At 67.0% G+C, this 18,759-nt stretch carries 20 protein-coding genes; 9 read left to right on the forward strand and 11 right to left on the reverse strand.

Translation table 11 applies throughout. The features are described 5' to 3' along the window. Position 1: 1 nt before the first annotated feature. Entirely contained in the window at positions 2–580 is a 579-nt protein-coding gene (locus GLP40_RS10410; RefSeq protein WP_154787611.1) for a TetR/AcrR family transcriptional regulator, read from the reverse strand. 116 nt (positions 581–696) lie between these two features. Between GLP40_RS10410 and GLP40_RS10415 the strand changes: the two genes are divergently transcribed. Both GLP40_RS10415 and GLP40_RS10420 read left to right on the forward strand, forming a co-directional pair. Next, on the forward strand, positions 697–1,332 hold the full coding sequence (locus GLP40_RS10415) for a nitroreductase family deazaflavin-dependent oxidoreductase (protein ID WP_154787612.1): 636 nt from the start codon (positions 697–699) through the stop codon (positions 1,330–1,332). Positions 1,333–1,458: 126 nt separating this feature from the next. After that, positions 1,459–2,298 carry a class I SAM-dependent methyltransferase gene (locus GLP40_RS10420; RefSeq protein WP_230329422.1) on the forward strand — a complete coding sequence of 280 codons (840 nt, stop codon included), beginning with the start codon at positions 1,459–1,461 and terminating at the stop codon, positions 2,296–2,298. A gap of 104 nt (positions 2,299–2,402) precedes the next feature. Here GLP40_RS10420 and GLP40_RS10425 read toward each other — a convergent pair whose 3' ends face one another. The 5 genes from GLP40_RS10425 to GLP40_RS10445 all read right to left on the reverse strand — a co-directional run bounded on the left by GLP40_RS10425 (position 2,403) and on the right by GLP40_RS10445 (position 6,557). After that, positions 2,403–3,281 (reverse strand): VOC family protein, encoded by an 879-nt coding sequence (locus GLP40_RS10425; RefSeq protein ID WP_154787613.1) that lies wholly within the window; start codon positions 3,279–3,281, stop codon positions 2,403–2,405. Between the two features lie 28 nt (positions 3,282–3,309). Then, positions 3,310–4,392, reverse strand: a complete 1,083-nt coding sequence (locus GLP40_RS10430) for a ferredoxin--NADP reductase (protein WP_154787614.1) — start codon at positions 4,390–4,392, stop codon at positions 3,310–3,312. A 132-nt stretch (positions 4,393–4,524) separates the two neighbouring features. Continuing rightward, positions 4,525–4,767 (reverse strand): hypothetical protein, encoded by a 243-nt coding sequence (locus tag GLP40_RS10435; protein WP_154787615.1) that lies wholly within the window; start codon positions 4,765–4,767, stop codon positions 4,525–4,527. A gap of 11 nt (positions 4,768–4,778) precedes the next feature. Then, positions 4,779–5,948: a Rieske 2Fe-2S domain-containing protein gene (locus tag GLP40_RS10440; protein ID WP_154787616.1), complete on the reverse strand. Its 1,170-nt coding sequence runs from the start codon at positions 5,946–5,948 to the stop codon at positions 4,779–4,781. 84 nt (positions 5,949–6,032) lie between these two features. Then, entirely contained in the window at positions 6,033–6,557 is a 525-nt protein-coding gene (locus tag GLP40_RS10445; RefSeq protein WP_328289966.1) for a flavin reductase family protein, read from the reverse strand. 233 nt (positions 6,558–6,790) lie between these two features. Between GLP40_RS10445 and GLP40_RS10450 the strand changes: the two genes are divergently transcribed. From GLP40_RS10450 to GLP40_RS10460, 3 genes are all read left to right on the forward strand, one after another. After that, on the forward strand, positions 6,791–7,624 hold the full coding sequence (locus GLP40_RS10450) for an IclR family transcriptional regulator (protein ID WP_328289967.1): 834 nt from the start codon (positions 6,791–6,793) through the stop codon (positions 7,622–7,624). A 37-nt stretch (positions 7,625–7,661) separates the two neighbouring features. Next, positions 7,662–8,300, forward strand: coding sequence for a PadR family transcriptional regulator (locus GLP40_RS10455; protein ID WP_154787617.1), 639 nt, complete (start codon positions 7,662–7,664; stop codon positions 8,298–8,300). 81 nt (positions 8,301–8,381) lie between these two features. Continuing rightward, positions 8,382–10,115 carry an MFS transporter gene (locus GLP40_RS10460; RefSeq protein ID WP_154787618.1) on the forward strand — a complete coding sequence of 578 codons (1,734 nt, stop codon included), beginning with the start codon at positions 8,382–8,384 and terminating at the stop codon, positions 10,113–10,115. Between the two features lie 157 nt (positions 10,116–10,272). Here GLP40_RS10460 and GLP40_RS10465 read toward each other — a convergent pair whose 3' ends face one another. Together GLP40_RS10465 and GLP40_RS10470 are read right to left on the reverse strand one after the other, a co-directional pair. After that, on the reverse strand, positions 10,273–11,415 hold the full coding sequence (locus GLP40_RS10465; RefSeq protein WP_154787619.1) for an erythromycin esterase family protein: 1,143 nt from the start codon (positions 11,413–11,415) through the stop codon (positions 10,273–10,275). Between the two features lie 405 nt (positions 11,416–11,820). Then, the gene (locus GLP40_RS10470; protein ID WP_328289968.1) at positions 11,821–12,435 is read right to left on the reverse strand and encodes a TetR/AcrR family transcriptional regulator; all 615 of its coding nucleotides are present in this window, start codon (positions 12,433–12,435) and stop codon (positions 11,821–11,823) included. A gap of 53 nt (positions 12,436–12,488) precedes the next feature. On the opposite strand from GLP40_RS10470, the gene GLP40_RS10475 reads away from it, so the two are divergent. Both GLP40_RS10475 and GLP40_RS10480 read left to right on the forward strand, forming a co-directional pair. Beyond that, positions 12,489–13,337, forward strand: a complete 849-nt coding sequence (locus tag GLP40_RS10475) for an alpha/beta fold hydrolase (protein WP_154787620.1) — start codon at positions 12,489–12,491, stop codon at positions 13,335–13,337. 55 nt (positions 13,338–13,392) lie between these two features. After that, positions 13,393–14,310, forward strand: a complete 918-nt coding sequence (locus GLP40_RS10480) for an alpha/beta hydrolase fold domain-containing protein (protein ID WP_154787621.1) — start codon at positions 13,393–13,395, stop codon at positions 14,308–14,310. Here the strand turns inward: GLP40_RS10480 and GLP40_RS10485 are convergent, their stop codons facing one another. Then, positions 14,311–14,691: an MmcQ/YjbR family DNA-binding protein gene (locus tag GLP40_RS10485; protein ID WP_154787811.1), complete on the reverse strand. Its 381-nt coding sequence runs from the start codon at positions 14,689–14,691 to the stop codon at positions 14,311–14,313. A gap of 155 nt (positions 14,692–14,846) precedes the next feature. Here GLP40_RS10485 and GLP40_RS10490 point away from each other — a divergent pair, with 155 nt between their 5' ends. After that, complete coding sequence (locus GLP40_RS10490; RefSeq protein WP_154787622.1) at positions 14,847–17,153, forward strand: ATP-binding protein; 2,307 nt, start codon at positions 14,847–14,849, stop codon at positions 17,151–17,153. Between the two features lie 70 nt (positions 17,154–17,223). Beyond that, positions 17,224–17,859, forward strand: a complete 636-nt coding sequence (locus tag GLP40_RS10495) for a hypothetical protein (RefSeq protein ID WP_154787623.1) — start codon at positions 17,224–17,226, stop codon at positions 17,857–17,859. 33 nt (positions 17,860–17,892) lie between these two features. Here GLP40_RS10495 and GLP40_RS33215 read toward each other — a convergent pair whose 3' ends face one another. Beyond that, complete coding sequence (locus GLP40_RS33215) at positions 17,893–18,105, reverse strand: hypothetical protein (protein WP_196054606.1); 213 nt, start codon at positions 18,103–18,105, stop codon at positions 17,893–17,895. 58 nt (positions 18,106–18,163) lie between these two features. Beyond that, entirely contained in the window at positions 18,164–18,688 is a 525-nt protein-coding gene (locus GLP40_RS10500; RefSeq protein ID WP_154787624.1) for a DinB family protein, read from the reverse strand. Positions 18,689–18,759: the final 71 nt, after the last annotated feature.

An 18,759-nucleotide genomic window follows, 5' to 3' on the forward strand; every position in this document is an offset into this window, starting at 1 on the left:
TTCAGATGGCCGGGGTCTGCTTGCCGGTGTGCAGGGCGACCAGATCGGCCATCTGCTTGCCCGCCCGTTCCAGGGGCGCGGTCGAGCGTGTCGCCAGCGATATGACGACCGCGCCCTCGACCGCGGCGATGATGGTGGTGGCCAGCGAGCGGGCGGTGACGGGTTCCACGGCCTCGGCCTCGAGCCGGTCGGCGAGGATGTCCTCCCACTCGCTGAAGGTCTCCCCCGCCGCATCGGCGGCCTCGGGCGATTCCGATCGTCCGAGCGCCGCGGCCACGATCGGGCACCCGGCCGTGAAATCACTCGAAACCAGAACGTCGCGCCACAGCGCCGGAAAGGTCGCAACGGCACCGGCCAGATCGGTGTCGGCGGTGACGGTTCGCATGAGCGCGCTGGTGGCCTGCCCGGCGGTGCGGGTGGCCGCGGCGACCAGCTCGGATTTGCCGCCCGGGAAATTGAGATAGATGGACCGGCGGGAGATGCCGCTGTGGTCGAGCAGCTGCGCGATGCCGGTCCCGGCGATGCCGTTGCAGCGCATCAGAGCGATGGCGCTGTCGATGAGGCGGTCGCGGGCACCCATGAACGGTTCCTCCTTGCTGTATACCGATCGGTGTACTACGTTCGTGGATACACCGATTGGTCTACCCAAGTGTAGACCGCCGCCCAACCCTTCAACGAGGAATCGGGGCCCACGCCATGCCTGCAGCATCTCGATCCGGACAACCGACCCTGCACGATCCCCTGCCACCGGCCAGCGGTCAGGTCCCAGCCAACCGCAATACGAAAGGGGCGGGCCATGATCCCGATCCCTCACCCTGGCTCACGGTGGTAACCATGCTGCGCCGCAACGGCTTCGATGCCTTCCGCGGCAAGCGCTCGGCCACCCCGCGCTCCGCCGCCGACCGCGCCGACCGCAAGTTCCGCACCGAGCGCGCCGTGGGCCACTACGTCATGAACCCGACCATCCGCGCCCTCGGCAAGATCGGCGTCCGCACCACCTTCGCCACCGAGATCGAAACCATCGGCCGCAAATCCGGTGAGCCGCGCCGAGTCCCGGTGTCCATGCTCTTCGACGCGGACGGCGCGTGGGCGATCTGCCAGCACGGCCTGCGTTCGGGCTGGGGCCTGAACATCTCCGCCAACCCGAATGTCCGCGTCCGCCGAGGCGGTCGCTGGCGCACCGGCACCGCCGTCCTGCTCCCCGACGATGACGTGGTGGCCCGCACCCGCGCCTTCGCCCCGCATCCGGCGCTGGCCCGGTTCACGCGCGGCGTCTTCGCGACCCTGGAAAGCGATCCGGTCACCGTCCGGATCACCTTCACGGATCGATGAGCCGAAGCCGTTTCACCGTAATCGGGAATTTATCTTCGTGTGATATGGTGAGCACGTAATCGAATTTCCTTGTCTAGCATCATGTCTCGCGGTAATTCCGCGAACAGTGCTCGAAGGGAGAATTCGATGGAGAATGGCCCGAGCCGGACCGCGATGATGGCGGCCGCCGGTCGCGCGGCGCATCTGATCGTGGACAGCGCGCCGTATCTCTTTCAGGACACCGTGGCGGAGGCGCTGCTGGGTGAGCGGGCCGCAGAACTCATCGCCTATCACCGTGAGTTCGGCGACCATCCCGTGCTCAGCGGCACTCGCGCTGCGGTCACCACCCGCAGCCATTACACCGAGGCCCGGCTGGCGGCCGGGTTCGACCAGTATGTCGTCCTCGGCGCGGGCTTGGACTCCTTCGCCTACCGCTCCCCGCTGGCGACCAGCACAGCCGTTTTCGAGGTGGACCATCCGGCGACGCAGGAATGGAAGCGGGAATTATTGTCCGCTGCGGGGATCGATCCGGGGGCGACGCGGTTCGTCGGTGTGGACTTCGAATGTGACGATCTGGCCACCGAACTCGCGGCCCACGGTTTCGATCCCACTCGACCGGCGCTGGTGAGCTGGCTGGGTGTCGCCATGTACCTCACCGAATCCGCGGTGACCGCCACTCTCGATACGCTTTCGGCGTTCGCGCCCGGCACTGAATTGGTGATGGAGTACGCCCTGCCGCCGGAGCTACGCGACGAACGCGGCCGCGTCTACGGCGAATTCGCCATCCCGGCCACGGCCGAGCAGGGCGAGCCCTGGCTGAGTTATTTCACGCCCGAGTCCCTGACCGCCTTGCTCGAACGCTGCGGTTTCACCGCGGTGGCACACATTTCACAACGAGAGGCCGTCGACGAGGAAGTGTGGCGGCGTGATGATGGGCTCTGCCCTGCCGATCTATGCCGCCTGGGCCGTGCGACCATCCGAGCCTGACGCCGCTTTCTGGGCAGCGTGCTCACCGCCTTCCACGCTTCCCTCAGCGCGCCCTTCGCAGCCGCGTGGGCTTCAGCGGCCAGATCGACGTCATCCGACGCGGGTCAGCCCCTGGACCACTCGTGGCCCCAGTAGCTGTCGGCGGTCATCTCCTCGGCCAGGTAGTCGTCGCCGACCAGCATTCCCTCGCAACCGAACTCGAGATCCCAGTTGCTTGGCGTGCGGACGTAGAAGGAGATCATCTTGTCATTGGTGTGGCGGCCCAGCGTGGACGACAGGTGGTAGCCCGCCCTGTTCACCCGGTCCAGGGCGCGGCCGACATCGTCGAGCGAGTCGACCTCGAACATGACGTGCACGATGCCCGGCCCGTCCGGCCGTGAGCCCGGGATGAGCGCCAGGCTGTGGTGGCGCGCATTGACGCCCATGAAGCGAATCCAGATCGGATGCTCGGGCGGCCCCACCCGGAACGAGCCGCGCGAGGCGAAGCCGAGCACCTCGGTGTAGAACCGGCGCGCCTCCTCGATGTCTCGCACCGGCAGCACCACATGGCCGAGACCCAGATCGCCGGTGACGAACCGGTTCCCGAACTTGCCGATCACCGGGCTGTGGTCCAACAGCGGGCCGTGGAAGACTTCGATGGTGAAGCCGGACGGATCGACGAAGGCGATGGCCTCCTCGACGTGCCGGTTGGCGGCCTCGGCGAGCGAGAGCGTGGTGACCGCGACTCCAGCCTTCTCCAGGGTCTCGCGCACCAGCTCCAGCGAGCGGCGATCGGCGACCTGCCAGCCGACGGCGATGACCTCGTCTCGCTCGCCGGGCACCAGCTCGAGCCGGTAGGTGTGCTCGTCGACGCGCAGGTAGACCGAATCCGGATCGGGGCCGGAACCCTCGGCGAAACCGATGGTGTCGAAGGCGAATGCGCGCCAAGCGGCCACGTCGGCGATCCGGGCGCGCACATAGCCGAGCGAGGCGAAGGAAGCCATGGTGATACTCCTCTGGGTATGGGGGATATCAGGAATAGGTGACGGTGACGTCGTCGGTGACCGGGACGGCCTGGCAGGCCAGCACATAGCCGTCGGCGATGTCCGCGTCCTCCAGAATTTCATTGCGGCGCATGCTCACCTCGCCCGAAACCACTCGGCACACGCAGGCGCTGCAGGCACCCTCCTTACACGAGTACGGGGCGTCGAGTCCCCGGGCGAGCATGGTGTCGAGCAGGGTCTGCTGTCTCGGCCAGGTCAGCTCGTGATTCGCGCCGTCGAGCTCGACCTGCACGGTGGCGGCGTCGTCGTCATCGGCCACGACGTCGGTTGCGGCCGTGTCGGCCTCGAACGGGTTGCCCGACAGGGATACGAACTTCTCGGAGTGCACGCGCTTGCGGTCGACGCCGAGCTCGGCCGCGGCCGCCGCGACCGCGTCCATGAACGGGCCGGGACCGCAGACGAAAACCTCCCGGCCCGCCCATGGACGCGCCATCGCGGCCAGGCCGGCCACGCTCGGCAAGCCCTGGACCGACTGCAGCCAGTGCAGCACCAGGAGGCGATCCGGGTGCGCGGCAGCCAGTTCCGCGAGCTCTCGGGCGAAGATAACCGAATTCTCGTGCTGATTGGCGTAAATCAGCGTGCAGTGCCCGGAGCCCCGCGCCAGCACCGATTTCAGGATGGACAGCATCGGGGTGATGCCGCTGCCGCCGGCGAACAGCAGCAGGTCGGTGTCCAGCGACTCTGGGGTGAAGACGCCGGCGGGCGGCAGCACGTCCAGGACGAGGCCCTCGGCGGCGTTGTCGCACAGCCAGTTCGAGCCGTAGCCGTCGGCGGTCCGCTTGACGGTGACCTTCAGCGGCCCGTCCTCGTGCGGCGCGCTCGACAGCGAGTAGCAGCGGCTCACCGATCCGGTCAGCTCGCTCGGAATCCGCAGGGTCAGGAACTGCCCCGGCCGATACGAGAACCGTTCGGTATGCGCGACCTCCGGCGCGAGCTCGAGCGACACCGCGTCCGCGGTCTCGTACACCACGCGCACGATCCGCACCGATGTGATCCCGCTCACCCCCGTGGGCGCCACGGCCTCGTCTACCTCGAAGTCCGTGACCGTCATCCGTTCCACCAGTTCCATTCCTGCGCTGTCAGTTTCGAGCCCGTCCCGGACGGGTATCCGATTTTCAGGGCCGACCGCCGACGATGTCGGGAGGCCCATCCGGAGGATTCCGGCCGCACCCGGCGACCCCGCTCAGGCCAGAGTCCGTCCTCGAGTGCGCACGTCCACGTCACGCGTGCTGACGCTCAACGCACCCGAGGCGACGGCGTCGTCGATGGCGGTCCGCAGCGCGTGACAGGTATGAGCACGCGGTTTATTGCTCATCTCCGTGCAGGCGGCCTGCGCGTCCCTGTTCCACTGCACGCTCGTGTGCTGGTCGCTGTACTTCTCCACCAGCACGCACGTCCCGCAGGACAGGCACCGAACCTGGTCCATGACAACGCCTCTCAGACCTGCGCGGCGTCGGAGACGTGGCTCGCCACGGCGGCTTCGCGCTTGGCGATATTGTCGGCGACCTCCGCCTTCCAGGCGGTGACCGCACGGGTGGTGTCCACCTCGTACTCGAAGCGGTCGGTCATCTCGTCCCTGACCTCGGCCACGTCCACATAGAACTGCTCATACCAGCGACGCAACTGGTAGACCGGCCCGTCCTCCTCGCACAGCAGCGGATTGTCGATGCGCGACTTGCGCTTCCAGATGGCCGCGTCCTGCTCGAAGCCCTTGCCCAGGCCGCCCACGAACCTGTCGGCGATCTCCTCGGCCTGGTCGGGGGCCATGCCCTCGGGCTTCTTGGCGATCGCGCCATACATGAGCACGAACTGGTTCTCGTTGACCGGATAGTGGCAGTTGATCAGATAGCCTTCGACGACAAGGCCGTTCGGGCTCTCGCTCTTCAGATAATCGATCATGTAGGAGGGCCCGTAGTAGGAGGCCTCCGACCGCAGCACGTTCTCGCCGCCCAGCGCCTTGGCGGTCTCGCCCATCATGTCCGCACGCGAGACGGAGGTCATGTACTGGCCGGCGGTGTGGCCCTCGAAGACGTTCTTGAAGAAGGTCGGGAAGCCGTAGTGCACATAGAAGAAGTGCGCCATGTCCACGACATTGTCGACCACCTCACGGCAGTTGGCGTCGACGATCATGGAGTTCCAGGTCCAGTCGGTCCACTCGTCGCTGAAGGCGGCATCGATGCGTGGGATGGCCAGCTCGGCCGAAGGCTGCTTGCCCTCCGGGTCGTTCCAGACGAACAGCATCCGGTTCTCGACCATGGTCGGCCACGCCTTGGTGCGGGCCAGCGGGGGTACGCGGCGCGCGTAGGGAATGCCGGTGCACTTGCCCTTGCCGTTCCAGCGCCAGTCGTGGAACGGGCAGGCGATGGAGTCGCCCTTGACGGTGCCGTCGGCCAGGTTGCCGCCCATGTGGGGGCAGTACGCGTTCAGCACGTTGAGGGTGCCGTCCTCGGCCGCGAACACCACGATCTCGGTGCCGAAAGCCTTGATGGTGTGCGGCTTTCCGTCGCGGAAGGAGTCGGCCAGGCCCAGGCAGTGCCAGCCGCGCGCGAATCGCGTCGGGGGCTTCCCGGCGTCGATGACTCGCACCTCACCGTCCGTGGTGGTCATGTGAATTCCTCTCCCTTGCCTTGCTTCGATGGTCGCGGCCGATGTGACGGCGACGAGAGCGCAGTCTCACTGGCCGGGAGGTGGCTACTGGTGTTCGAGACGACCGAAAGCGGCGCGGTAGAACAGCAGCGGCTTCGCTTCGGAATGCTCGTTCAAGCAGGTCACACGGCCGATGACAATGGTGTGGTCACCACCGTCGACTTCGTCGTGCAGCTCGCAGTCGATGGAGGCCATGGCTCCGGTGAGCAATGGTGAGCCGTTCTCCGACGCGGTCCACTTCACCCCGGCGAACTTGTCGACCCCCGGTCGTCCGAGCTGACGGCAGACTTCGGCCTGATCGTCGGCCAGGATGTTCACGCAGAACCGGCCTGCCGCACGGATTCTGGGCCAGGTGCTCGAGGTCCGCGCCGGGAAGAAGCTCACCAGCGGCGGGGCGATGGACAGCGATGCGAACGACTGGCACGCGAATCCGACAGGCTCGCCCTCGGCAAGGGCGGTGATCACGGTGACTCCCGAGCAGAATCGCCCGAGGACGGTCTTGAAAGCCGTCGCGTCGATGGCCGGAGCCTGCCCCTGCGGCAGATGAACACGGTCCAGGACCGGATCCACGGCGCCTCCTTATTTCGATCCGAAATATAGCTGGCAGTCATGACAGCAGGTCGTGAGCAGGAGGCGTCAACTGCGTGGTTCGGTCATCGGGACACGAATGCGTAGGTTTTACGTAGTTCTCCCGATTCCGCAGGTTGTGGCACAGGGCACTGTGATGGGGAGCACAAGCTCCAATCTAGGTACATGCCTAATCGGAATAGTCCTAGACTGGATATGAACCAACGGAGGTACATTTGTCCGTCACCATGCTGCCCCCGGCGGAGACACGACACCCGCACAGCTCCGTGCGCGCCAAGGATTCTCGCGGCAGCACCGAGGTGCCCGTCTCGATGATCGAGCGAATGACCTTGATCCTGGACGCATTCGACGCATCCACCCCCACCCTCACATTGCTCGGCCTGGTCGAGCGCACCGGGCTGCCGCGGTCCACCGTGCACCGGATCCTCGACCAGATGATCAAGCTGCGCTGGCTGGCCCACACCTCGGGCGGCTACCGACTCGGCATGCGCGCGCTGGAACTCGGTGGACTCACCGCCGACCACAACGAGATTCGCGATGCCGTGTCACCGCTGCTGCATGAGCTGAGTCAGCGCACCGGCATGGTCGGCCATCTGGCGGTCCTCGACGGTCGGGATGTGGTCTACCTGGACAAGGCCGGTGGTCGCTTCGCCGCCAGCCTGCCCACCCGCCTGGGTGGCCGGATGCCCGCGCACGCTACCGCGCTCGGCAAGGCGATGCTCGCCTGCCTGGAGCCGAACATCGCCGATGCCGCGCTGCGCACCCGGCTGCCGCGGCTGACCCCGCGCACCATCTGCGAGCCCGAGGCGCTGGCCCGGGAGCTGCAGCAGATCCGCATGCGCCAGGGCGTTGCCATCGACCGCGAAGAGGCCATTGCCGGAATCGCCTGTGTCGCAGCCCCACTGCGGGGCCGCGGCACCGCGCCGGCCGCACTGTCGCTGTCCGGCCGCGCCGACGGCATGAGCTACGACCGGCTGGCCCGCGTCGTGCTCGAGGTCGCGCACGAGGCCGGCCGCACCCTGTTCCCGCGTCGCGCCCACTGGCGTTGAGCGGAGTCGGCGCATGCGGGGGCGATACAGTTCGATCATGACCGATGGCGTGCCTGCCGAAGAGGCGCAGGCGATTCCGGAACTGCCCACAACGGCGTGGGCGGTTCTCGGAATGCTCTCGCATGCCGAGGAACTGTCCGGATACGACCTGAAGAAATGGGCCGACTGGAGTCTGCAGTTCTTCTATTGGAGTCCGTCGTTCAGCCAGATCTACGCCGAGCTCAAGCGTTTGGAAAAGCACGGCTACGCGACCTCTCGGACGGTGGTGTCCGAGGACGGCATGCGCGGCAAACGCATGTACTCCATTACCGAGAGCGGGCGCGAGGCGGCGTCGAACTGGGTCAATCACTCCCCCGTCGAGGCCCCGGTGCTCAAGCACAGCGTGATGCTTCGGGCCTGGCTGGGACATCTCGCCGAACCCGAGCGCATGCGCGAAATCCTCACCCAGCACATCGAATACACCGAAACCATGCGCCGCCGCGCGGAGGCCGACGCCGAGGGCGCGGATGTGAATCCGGATTGGGCGTATCCGAGCGCGGTATTGCGTTGGTGCGTCAAGCATTACGAGGCGGAGAAGGAATTCGCCGAGGACCTGCTGGTGGATTTGGACAAATTGGCGAGACAGCGTAGCCGCCGGAAACCTCCGAAGAAGCGAAATTCCAGCGATTCCCACTGAACGGACTTGCTCATAGTCGGCGCCCAGTGGCCGTGACACGGTTCACACCATCGTGTTACTACCCACCCTGGAGGACGCCACATGTCCTTAGAGAATGCAGCCACCTCCGTCGACACCGCGGCGCCGTCGGACGCCGCGCCTGACGAATCCGGTCGCCTCGACGGCGCATCGCCCCTGAGGATCTGGTCGGTCCTCGCCATCATCGTGCTGTTCACCGAGGTTTCCCCGATGCAGTACGTCATGGTCGCGTCGGCACTGCGACAGATCGCGCCCACCTTCCCCGGCCAGGGCGCGAACATCAACTGGGCCATCATCGTCTTCGGCATCTTCGGGGCCGCCGTGTCCCCGCTGATCGGCAAGCTCAGCGACATCTGGGGCAAGAAGAAGATGTTCCTGGTCTGCGGTGTGCTGTTCCTGATCGGCACGGCCATGTGCGCCGTCACCAGCAACTGGGCGGTCTTCCTCGTGGGCCGCGCGCTGGAGGCGACGGCCATCGCGACCACCATGGTGTCCTACGGCCTGATCCGAGACCTGATGCCGCGCAGGCTGGTTCCCGTCGGTCTCGGCATCGCCTCCACGGGTCTGGGCGTGTCCGCCCTCGCCGGTCCGCTGATCGGCGGCTACATCACCGATCACTACAGCTGGCGCGGACTGTTCTGGTTCCTGTTCGTCTTCACGCTGATCATGATTCCGCTGCTGGTCATCGTGGTGCCGGAGTCCAAGCTGCGCACCCCGCAGCGCCTGGACGTCATCGGCGCGGTCCTGCTCGGCGCGGGCGCCACTCTCACCCTGCTGTACCTGGACAAGGGCCAGGACTGGGGCTGGACCAAGCCCTCCACACTCGCGTGGCTGATCGGCGGCCTGATGCTGCTCGGGCTGTTCCCCATTGTGGAAATGCGCGCCAAGCAACCGATCATGGACATGAAGCTGCTGTTCAACCCCCGGGTGAGCGTGGTGCTGTTCATCGGTCTGCTGGCCTCGTTCATGATCGGCTACCAGTCCTACGCGACCGGCTACATGACCCAGTCCCCGCCGGCTTCGCAGGTGGTCTCGCAGGTCGAGGACGCCACCTGGGATCAGGTGAAGGCCGGGGCGCTGGCCCAGGCACAGGCGCAGGCCGAAGCCCAGGCCAAGGCCCAGCTGCCGCCGGGTGTGGAACTGCCGCCGGGCGCGGTGAAGGTGCCGCCGGACCTGGTGTACTCGCAGCTGCCGCCGGACATGGTCAAGGTGGATCTGGATCCCGGCTACAGCTACGGCGACAACTTCTCGCTGCTGAAGTTCGCCACCCATGTGACCCTCGCACAGTCCTTGATCGCCATGGTCTTCGGTTTCCTCGGCGGCCTGTGGATCCGCCGCTCGGGCGCGCGCCGGCCGCTAGTGACGGCACTGGTCATCTTCGTCGGCAGCGGCCTGGCCTATGCGGCGCTCTCGCACGGCTGGCAGACGCAGGCGCTGATCAGCGCGGTGTACGGCATCGCCTTCGCGTTGTACTACGCGTCCACGCCGAACCTGATGGTGGAAGGCGTTCCGGCGCAACAGCAGGGCATCAGTGCGGGCATGCTGGGCGTCGCGCAGGCCATGGGCGCCGGAATCGGTCTCGCGGTGGCCACGGCGTTCCTGACCGCGAATCCGGTCAAGGCCGTGGTGTCGGTGACGGGCCAACCGGCGGTCACCAAGGAGATTCCGCTCCTCTACGCCGACAAGGGCTACGAGATCAGCTTCTACTTCGTGGCCATCTCGGCGGCGATAGCGCTGCTGGGGGCGCTCATCATGAAGCACGGCCGCACACCGGCGACCGGCGGCACCGCGCACTGACGGTCCAAACGTGCACTGTCGGTCCGATGCGGGGACTGACACCGAATGAGCAACGGCCCGGGGGCGATTCGCCTCCGGGCCGTTGTGGCGCACTGGACAACTCCGCCACCGAGTTCCAGCTCGACCATCGACCGCGCGGATCGAATGACCGCACCGGTCAGGGCAGCCATTGGACCGGTGTCACCTCGCGAATATGGACGAGGAGGTCGAAGGCCTCGGCCAGATCGCGAACCGCCAAGTGCTCGTCGGCATCTCGGCGCGGGTCGTAGACACCGCTGATCACCCGCATCTTGGCGGGACCCGCGATCGGATCGGTGCGCAGGTCCAGCCAGAGCTTCGGGAGGCCCAGGGCGCCCAGCTGCGCATCCAGGAAATCCGGTGCCGGGGCCCGGATCTCGGCGACACCCACATTGCCGTGGTGAAAGCCGATGGCCACCGAGGCGTACTCACGGCCGAAGTGCTCGCGGAGCACACTGCCCACACTCGCCTTGGCGCCCTGGCCCTGCGCCGGACCGATGGCGGCATCGCCGGCAGAGACGTGCGAAATGCCGTCCCAGTACACGGTTCGCAGCCCGGTGCGCTGGTAGTGGCCGATGATCGACGACGCCCAGAGCTCCGCCTCGCCCGCGAAGCTGCCCCGGCCCGCGACGCTGTGCCGATGGAAGTCCTCGATCAACGCCATTCGGGCACGGATGGTTTCGCTGACCCCGGGAATCGACGCCAGTAGTGCCGACGCATCCCGGGCGTGGTCCAGGAAGAGGCGGCCCGGATGAACGCCGCGGGCGCGCTGGACATGCTCGTCGAGAACGTGGGCCGTCCGGATGGGCTCCAGGTGAGTAACGAGTTCGGCCAGGCGATCGGAAGCTTGGGCCCGGACCGCGTCGAGGACGGCATCATAATCCTCCGGCTTGGCCTGCGCGGGTTTGACGCCGATGATGCGAACCTGATCGCCGGGATGGGACTGGTTGAATTGACGGATCCAATTCAGCGCCGCAACCATTTCCGCTGTACGCCATGGACGCCAGGCCAGATCGAGCGCCGAGTCCGCCGTGCCCTTGCCGTCCCGGACATAGACATCGAGCGTCTCGGCGACGTCAGCGCTGTCCTGGACAGCGAGCGTCCGGAAGCCGTGGTGCTCGACCAGTTTCCGGAACACGCCGTCACGTACGGCGAAGGTCTCGTGAGCGAAGCGAGTCGACTCGCCGATTCCCACGATGACCGCGTTCGAAAGGGACTGCGCGAGCGTGTCGGGGGTGGTGGCGTCGAAGGAATGGGCACTGAGAGCGGTCTCGGTCGGCATGAACCCACTCTTCAACCTGAACCATTGTTCAGGTCAAGCCCCTCGGGGGCAAGACCCACAGAACTTTCCGCACGGGCGAGTGATCGTCACCCGCACCGACGCGTCATACCGCGACACCCCCAACGTCTGACACAGAAACGGCACCAGATCCCCTGCCCCGCTCGCCTGCGGCAGCGACCGCTTCGAGGCTCGATGACCGGACGCGAATCCAGCGCGGACAGTTGCCTTTTGCAGATCTCGAGGCGCTGCATCAAATCCACGACCGCCCCGTCAAAAAACGGGGTCAGGTTCCCATGCCGGATCGATTCGGACAGGGCCGTCACCGCGGCCGCCACTTCGGCGATACGCACGTATCGTATGTTTCCCCTTCGAACCCATACACCAATTCTACTGCCGCAATCCGAGTTATGAACTCGAAATATCCAGTATCCCTTGTCTTTTCATAATTTCCGACACTCGACTTCCCATCGCTTTTCCGGCAGCCAGCAACGGTTCCGTCGATCGCAAGGTCCGACTGAGAATGAAAGCCCCTTCCAATGCACAGAGAATCGCGATCACCAATTCTCGAGCATCGGCTTCACCCAGACCACGGCGAACGAAATAGCCTGTGCCCTCATCGATCCAGGATTTCATGACTTCCGCGGCAACCTCGCGAATGTCAGGCTCGCTGTCGGCCACCTCGCCCGCCACCGTCCCGACCGGGCACATGTTCATCCAGCCGCTCCGCTCGATCGTCTCGGCCGCGGCGACGAACGCCGCCGGCACCGCCTCACGGAGGTCGTCGTGGGCATCCAGCAGAAGCGGAAGCAATTGGATGTAGGCGGCGCCGGAGACCCGGAGGGCCTCGGCCGCGATCGCCGATTTCCCGGCCGGGAAGTGGTGGTAGAGCGAGCCCATCGGGGCGCCCGAGGCCGAGGTGATCTGTTTGACGGTGATCGCGCTGTAGCCCTCGACGCGCATGAGCTCGGCGACGGCGGTGACCAGGCGATCACGGGTGGTGGTTGACAGTTTCTCGCTCACGGATACAGACTAGAGCAAACGCGCTAGAGCGTTCACTCTAGAGAGGAGACGCCATGCCGACTGTCGAGCTGAGCGCGGGGCGAGTCCACTATGCCGAGAGGGGTGAAGGACCCGCCGTGGTGCTGTTACACGGACTGCTGATGAATCACACGGTGTGGGACGAGGTGATCGGCAAGCTGCCCGAAGGTTTCCGGTACGTCCTGCCGGATCTGCCCCTCGGGTCACATCCGGAACCACTGCGCGAGGGCACCGACCTGACCATGCGGGGGATGAATCAGCTCATCGCCGATTTCCTGGAAGCTCTCGACCTGCACGACGTCACCCTGGTTCACAGCGACTGGGGCGGCGGGCTCTTCCTCACCGCCTACGGCCTCGACGAACGCGTCGCTCGCCTGATCGTGCTGCCCTGCGAGGCCTTCGGCAACTTCCCGCCCGGTCTGCCCGGCAAGACCGCCATCCTGGCCTGCGCGCTCCCGGGCGGAGTCGCCCTGGCGCTCAGGCAATTACGCGTCTCCTGGCTGCGCTCCAACCCGTTGATCTTCGGCTGGATGGCGCGCAAACCGATCGATGATGACCTCGTTCGCGGCTGGACCGAGCCCGGCCTGCGGGATAAACGGATTCGGCGGGACCTGCTCGCCTACGCCAATTCCCGCCGTTCCAAACGCGAGTTCACCGCGAATACCGAAGCGCTCCAGAACTTCCCGGGCGAGGCTTTGATTCTCTGGTCCTCGGCGGGCAAGGTGATGCCGCGCGAGCACGGCCGCCGCCTGGCCGAACTGATTCCCAAGGCCCGCCTGGTGGAGATCGACGACGCGTATGTCCTGTCGATGCTCGATCAACCCGACGCCGTCGCCGCCGCCATCTCCGAATTCCTGATCGGCGCGGTCATCGAACACAATTGAGATGGGGTTCGGTTCGGTATGGTCGAGGCCGCCGGACAACTGCACGGGAGGCGTGATGCCCAGCTTGCTCAGTCGGGCGGTGCCCGCGTTCCTGCGGGTCACCCGCGCCAACCGACCCTTCATCAGCGCCAAGGGCGCGCGCGAGCACATTCGCGAGCGCAGCCTGCGGCCTCAGGCCTACGGTCCGCCGCGGCTGCTGCGCTCGGATGTGACGATCGATGTGCGTCGCGAGGACGGCTGGCCGATCTACACCCTCACGCCCCGGTCCGGCCGGACCCGCGGCAATGTCGTGTACTGCCACGGCGGTGGCTGGGTCAATGAGGTCGCTCGGCAGCACTGGCAACTGGCCGCCGATATCGCCGCCGACGCGGGGACGACGGTCACGCTGCCCATCTACCCACTCATCCCCTACGGCACCGCCGACCAGGTGATCCCCAGGTTCGCGGCACTCGTACGAGCCAATCGGGCCGAATACGGTGTGGTCTGCCTCGCCGGAGACTCCGCGGGCGGACAGATCGCCCTGTCCACCGCGGTCCTGCTCCGCGACGAGGAGCAGCCGGCAATGCCGCGGACGGTGCTGATTTCCCCCGCGCTGGACCTGTCGCTCAGCAATCCCGAGATCCCGACCGTCCAGCCCGAGGATCCGTGGCTCGGGCGTGACGGCGGTCTGGTACTGGGCGAGTGCTGGCGTGGCCCGCTGCCGATCACCGACCCGCGCGTCAGCCCGCTGTTCGCCGACTACACCGGCCTCGGCCCGCTCACCGTCTTCTGCGGCACCCGCGACATCCTGATGCCCGATATCCGGATCATGGTCGAGAAGGCCCGGGCCGCAGGCGTCGAGGTCGACTATCACGAGGCCGCCGAACTGGTTCACGTCTATCCGCTGACGCCGACGCCGGAGGGCAGCGCGGCACGCACGCTCATCGTCGATGCCCTGCGCGATGCGCTGGCCCAGGCGCCCTCCCCGGCCTGATCAGCCGGATCTCTTTGCCCCCGGCCCGTTTTCGGCCAGCCATCGTCGGGCGCGGGTCGCCGAGGCGCGCGAGAGCCAGGCATCCTGGATCACCTCGGTGAGCTCTTGGAGGCTCAGCTCGGGGATTCGACTGCCGCGCACCAGAACCGAGAGATGACCGCGGAAGTGCGGAGTCGTGAAGAACGGCGAATCGGGGTCCTGGGTCAGGGCCAGTTTGTCGTCCTCCGACGGCACCCAGAAGATGATGACGTCGCCGTATCGCTCCCCTGTGTCCGGATCGGCGGCATCCGGGCGCGGAGTCCGGAAGTACACGAAGGACTTGCGGCCGACCTGATAGACCGGGTTGCCCGCGGACCCGTGCTCGATGGTCACGTACGGCATGCCGCTCGCCAGCTCGTGGACGTCCGCGAGGCGCGCACGGCGCGTTCTGCTCGGCACTCGGCGAGTGTATCGCCGGCCACACCCCGACCGGTGCGGAGCTGCGTTTATGTGAGGTTGCTGGCACAGAATGCGGCAAATCACATAGGTTGGACGCCATGGCGCGGCGTGTCAATGGAAACCTCCCCGAAGAGGTGACCAGCTTCGTCGGCCGCCGCGACGAGCTGGCAACCGCCAAACGACTGCTGCCCACCACCCGGGTGCTGACTCTGCTGGGCCCCGGCGGCATGGGGAAGACCCGACTCTCACGGCAGATCGGGCACCTGGTGTCGCGGGCATTCCCCGACGGCGTGTGGCTGGTCGAGCTGGCCGACCTGCAGGATCCCGCGCTGGTCACACTGAGTGTCGCCGAGACGCTGAATCTGCGCGACGAATCCACCGCGCCCCTGCCCCGGCTCACCGAATTCCTCGCCGACAAGCGGCTGCTGCTCGTTCTGGACAACTGCGAGCATCTGATCGAGGCGTGCGCCGCACTGGTCGGCCGGATCATCGCCAGCACACCGGATGTGCGGGTGCTGGCGACCAGCCGGGAAGTACTCGGCATTCAGGGCGAACAGGTCATGCCGGTACCGCCGCTGACCGTGCCCGACACCACCGCCGGAGAGGATGGCGACGCGCTCCAGCTGTTCATCGAGCGCGCCAGCGCCGCCAATCCCGGCTTTCAGGCCACATCCGGCAACCGGGCGGTGCTGGCCGAGATCTGCCGCCGCCTCGAGGGCATGCCACTGGCGCTGGAGCTGGCCGCGCTGCGACTGCGCATGTTCACGCCGGAACAGATCCTGGACCGCCTCGACGACACCATCGAACTGCTCAGCGCCGGGCCGCGCACCGCGCCGCAGCGGCAGCAGACCATCGAGGGCGCGATCCGCTGGAGCTACGACCTGTGCACCGCGACGGAACAGGCACTGTGGGAACAACTTTCGGTGTTCGCCGGCGGTTTCGACATCGACGCCGCGGAGGCGGTGTGCGAACTCGGGCCGGCCTCACTGATGGAGCCGCTGACCGGACTGGTCGACAAGTCGGTGGTGATGCTGCGCTTCGACGGGGATGTCGCCCGGTACTCGATGCTCGAACCCATCCGCCAGTTCGCCGCCGACCGGCTCGCCGAACGCGGTACGGCACAGCAGGTTCGGGCCCGGCACCGCGAGCACTATCGGCAGCTGGCCATGCGCGGGCAGACCGCGTACTGGACCGCCGAGGACGTGGAATGGTTCCGGGAGTTGAGCCGCGAGCACGCGAATCTCCGTGCCGCCCTGCGGTCCGGCCTCGAGGACGAACCCTTGCGCACCATGTCCACCGTGACCGTGCTGCGGCCGTTCTGGGAGCACAACCGCTTCCTGTCCGAGGGCTACCGCTGGCTCACCGATTCGCTGGCCCGCAATCCGGAGCGCACCGCCGAGCGAGCCAAGGCGCTGTCCTCGGCCGCGTCGCTGGCGGCGCTGCTGGGCGACCAGGAGTCCGCGGCGCGGCTGGTGACCGAGTGCATGGAATTGGCTGCCGCCCTGGGCGACACCGACATCATGGCCGAGGTGGCGCTGGATCGGTCGCTGTTGGCCTTCGCCTCCAGCGACCGGAAGCGCTCACTGGAGCTGGGCCGCAGCGCCATCGAACTGGCGGCCACGCACGGCCAGCACGCCATCGAAATGGACTCGCACGCTTTCTCGTTCATGGCCGCCATGGCGCTGGAGGCCCCCGGGCGCACCGAACTGGCGGAACGGTTCCTGGAACTCACCAACGACAGCGGCTCGCACCTGCTCGGCGGGCTGGCGCTGTGGACGGTCGGCATCGACCACTGGCGGCGCGGGGAGCTCGAGGCCGCCGCCGAATTCCATGGCCGCGCCATCGAACAGCTGGCCCTGTTCGAGCGCTGTATCTGGCTGTCGTCGGCCTTCGAGGGCCTGGCCTGGACCGTCTCCGCGGGCGGCGACTACGAACGGGCCGCCCGCCTGCTGGGCGCGGCGGAATCCCTGCAGCGCAGCACGATTCGCCTGGCCCACACGATCACCGCCACCGTCGGCGAGAAGGAACGGCTCAAGGTGCGAGATGCCCTGGGCGAGGAGGCTTTCCGCACCGCGTTCGGCGCGGGGGCGAGCCTGCCGCTGGAGGAGGCCATCGACTACGCCCTCGGTCGCGCCGCCGCCGAGCCGGAACCCGTCACCCCGACACCCGCCCGCGAGCGGTCCCCGCGCGCGGGGACCGCGACCCTCTCCGAGACCAATGTCCTGACCCGCCGTCAAAAGGACGTGGCCCGTCTCGTCGCCGCCGGGCACAGCAATAAACGCATTGCCGCGGACCTGGTGATCTCGGTCCGCACCGCCGAAACCCACGTCGAGCACATCCTCACCAAATTGGGCCTGACCTCCCGAACCCAGCTGGCAGCCTGGGCCCATGAACACAATCTGTAAATCCGTCCGCCGCACCATGACTTCCACGCCGGATCGGTAACCGCCACTCGCACAGAGGACTCGATACCGCATGACGACAAGCGACGCCTACCGCCGGACCCGCGAGAGCCTGCACGCGGTCGCCGAACAGTTGCTGGCCGGACCGGAATACCGGCACAGCAAGACGATTCGGCTACGCGCCGCACCGGGTGGCTTCGCCACGGTGCGGGAACCGAATCTGGCCGTGCGCGAGGATCTGCTGCTGCTCGACGACGCGCCCGTGGGGAGACTGCACGGGGCGACCATCGCGGATCTGGCCGCCGCGGCGGGTCTCGAACCCGGAATGCCGGGCGGCGTCTACGCCGACGTCACGGGTTTCGACCCGCACGCCGAACTCTGGATCGATGCCGCCCAGTCCCGAACCCTCACTCGCGCTTACGAACTCGGCGACGCCGCGCTGCGCGCCCTCGCACCCGACCGCACGCCCGTGCTCTGGCCCGAGCATTTCGATCTCGGCATCGATGTGGACGAGGTCAACTACGGCATCTCACCGGGGGACGGTCTCATCGCCGAGCCCTACGCCTATGTCGGCCCCTGGCAACCGCGCTCGGGCGACTTCTGGAACCAGTCGTTCGGCGCGGCCCGCACGCTCGCCGAACTCGGTGAGCCCGACGCGCTGCTGGCCTTCTTCACCGCGGGCAGGAACGCGGCCCGCGCCTCCGGCTGACGGTACGTCGGCGACGGCGAGCTCCCCGTGACGTCAGTGCGCCAGGGCTCCGAGCAGCCACCTGCCGACACCGTCCGGATCGTGGTCGAAGTAATGGTCGTGAATGGCCGGGTCGGTGGCCGAACTCCGCGCCCAGCCCATCGGCGAGGATTCGAACTCGCCGTGCTCGATGCGGCCGTCGCCGCGAAGCCGAAGGTCCCGAAACGCCGAGTCAGTTTTGCGCCGGAGAAGATCATCGACGTCCATTCCTCCGATTGCGGCCGAATACGCGACGGCACAGCCAGTTTCCCGGGGCACACCCGCGCTACTGGTAGCCCGTGGCCCCGTCGAGGCGTTCGCGGAGCAGGTCGGCGTGGCCGTCGTGGCGGCCGTACTCCTCGATCATGTGCAGATAGATCCAGCGCAGCGAGAGGTCGGCGCCGGTCCGGGGATGAGTGACGGTGTGGTCGAGGGGAAGATCGGCTATGGCCTTGTCGCACACGGCGATTTCCTCGAGGAACCGGGTGTAGTCGGCCTCGGCCTGTTCGGGAACCGTGTCGTCGAAGTCACCGTCGGGGTTGGTGTCGTCGCAGTAGGCGTAGCCGATCTGCTCCCCCGCGGCCCGCTTGCGGAACCAGCCGCGCTCGACCTCGGTCATGTGCCGGATCAGACCGAGCAGGGACATGGCGGACGGTTCGACACTGCGGGCCGCGAGCTGGGCGCCGGTGAGACCCTGGCACTTCCAGAGCAGGATCTCACGCCCGCGGGTGAGCAGGGAGTGGAGCACGGCGCGCTCGTCACCGACCAGCAGCTGGGACGAACGGGTGACTTCCGGGGCTGTCCACGTCATCCTCGGACTCTAGCGTCGGCCGAATACTTGGATAACGGGTTTCCGGGTGGGAAATCTCAGCCGTATATCGC

Source organism: Nocardia aurantiaca (genome assembly GCF_009708175.1).
In the GTDB taxonomy this organism is placed as follows: domain Bacteria; phylum Actinomycetota; class Actinomycetes; order Mycobacteriales; family Mycobacteriaceae; genus Nocardia; species Nocardia aurantiaca.

What these genes read in the sequence shown, in the direction of transcription:
- GLP40_RS10460 (WP_154787618.1), top strand. Translation starts at nt 8,382, where the DNA reads ATGTCCTTAGAGAATGCAGCCACCTCCGTCGACACCGCGGCGCCGTCG.
- GLP40_RS10490 (WP_154787622.1), top strand. Translation starts at nt 14,847, where the DNA reads ATGGCGCGGCGTGTCAATGGAAACCTCCCCGAAGAGGTGACCAGCTTC.
- GLP40_RS10430 (WP_154787614.1), bottom strand. Translation starts at nt 4,392, where the DNA reads ATGACGGTCACGGACTTCGAGGTAGACGAGGCCGTGGCGCCCACGGGG.
- GLP40_RS10425 (WP_154787613.1), bottom strand. Translation starts at nt 3,281, where the DNA reads ATGGCTTCCTTCGCCTCGCTCGGCTATGTGCGCGCCCGGATCGCCGAC.
- GLP40_RS10480 (WP_154787621.1), top strand. Translation starts at nt 13,393, where the DNA reads ATGCCCAGCTTGCTCAGTCGGGCGGTGCCCGCGTTCCTGCGGGTCACC.
- GLP40_RS10465 (WP_154787619.1), bottom strand. Translation starts at nt 11,415, where the DNA reads ATGCCGACCGAGACCGCTCTCAGTGCCCATTCCTTCGACGCCACCACC.
- GLP40_RS33215 (WP_196054606.1), bottom strand. Translation starts at nt 18,105, where the DNA reads ATGGACGTCGATGATCTTCTCCGGCGCAAAACTGACTCGGCGTTTCGG.
- GLP40_RS10475 (WP_154787620.1), top strand. Translation starts at nt 12,489, where the DNA reads ATGCCGACTGTCGAGCTGAGCGCGGGGCGAGTCCACTATGCCGAGAGG.
- GLP40_RS10440 (WP_154787616.1), bottom strand. Translation starts at nt 5,948, where the DNA reads ATGACCACCACGGACGGTGAGGTGCGAGTCATCGACGCCGGGAAGCCC.
- GLP40_RS10435 (WP_154787615.1), bottom strand. Translation starts at nt 4,767, where the DNA reads ATGGACCAGGTTCGGTGCCTGTCCTGCGGGACGTGCGTGCTGGTGGAG.
- GLP40_RS10495 (WP_154787623.1), top strand. Translation starts at nt 17,224, where the DNA reads ATGACGACAAGCGACGCCTACCGCCGGACCCGCGAGAGCCTGCACGCG.
- GLP40_RS10455 (WP_154787617.1), top strand. Translation starts at nt 7,662, where the DNA reads ATGACCGATGGCGTGCCTGCCGAAGAGGCGCAGGCGATTCCGGAACTG.
- GLP40_RS10485 (WP_154787811.1), bottom strand. Translation starts at nt 14,691, where the DNA reads ATGCCGTACGTGACCATCGAGCACGGGTCCGCGGGCAACCCGGTCTAT.
- GLP40_RS10410 (WP_154787611.1), bottom strand. Translation starts at nt 580, where the DNA reads ATGGGTGCCCGCGACCGCCTCATCGACAGCGCCATCGCTCTGATGCGC.
- GLP40_RS10500 (WP_154787624.1), bottom strand. Translation starts at nt 18,688, where the DNA reads ATGACGTGGACAGCCCCGGAAGTCACCCGTTCGTCCCAGCTGCTGGTC.
- GLP40_RS10415 (WP_154787612.1), top strand. Translation starts at nt 697, where the DNA reads ATGCCTGCAGCATCTCGATCCGGACAACCGACCCTGCACGATCCCCTG.
- GLP40_RS10420 (WP_230329422.1), top strand. Translation starts at nt 1,459, where the DNA reads ATGGAGAATGGCCCGAGCCGGACCGCGATGATGGCGGCCGCCGGTCGC.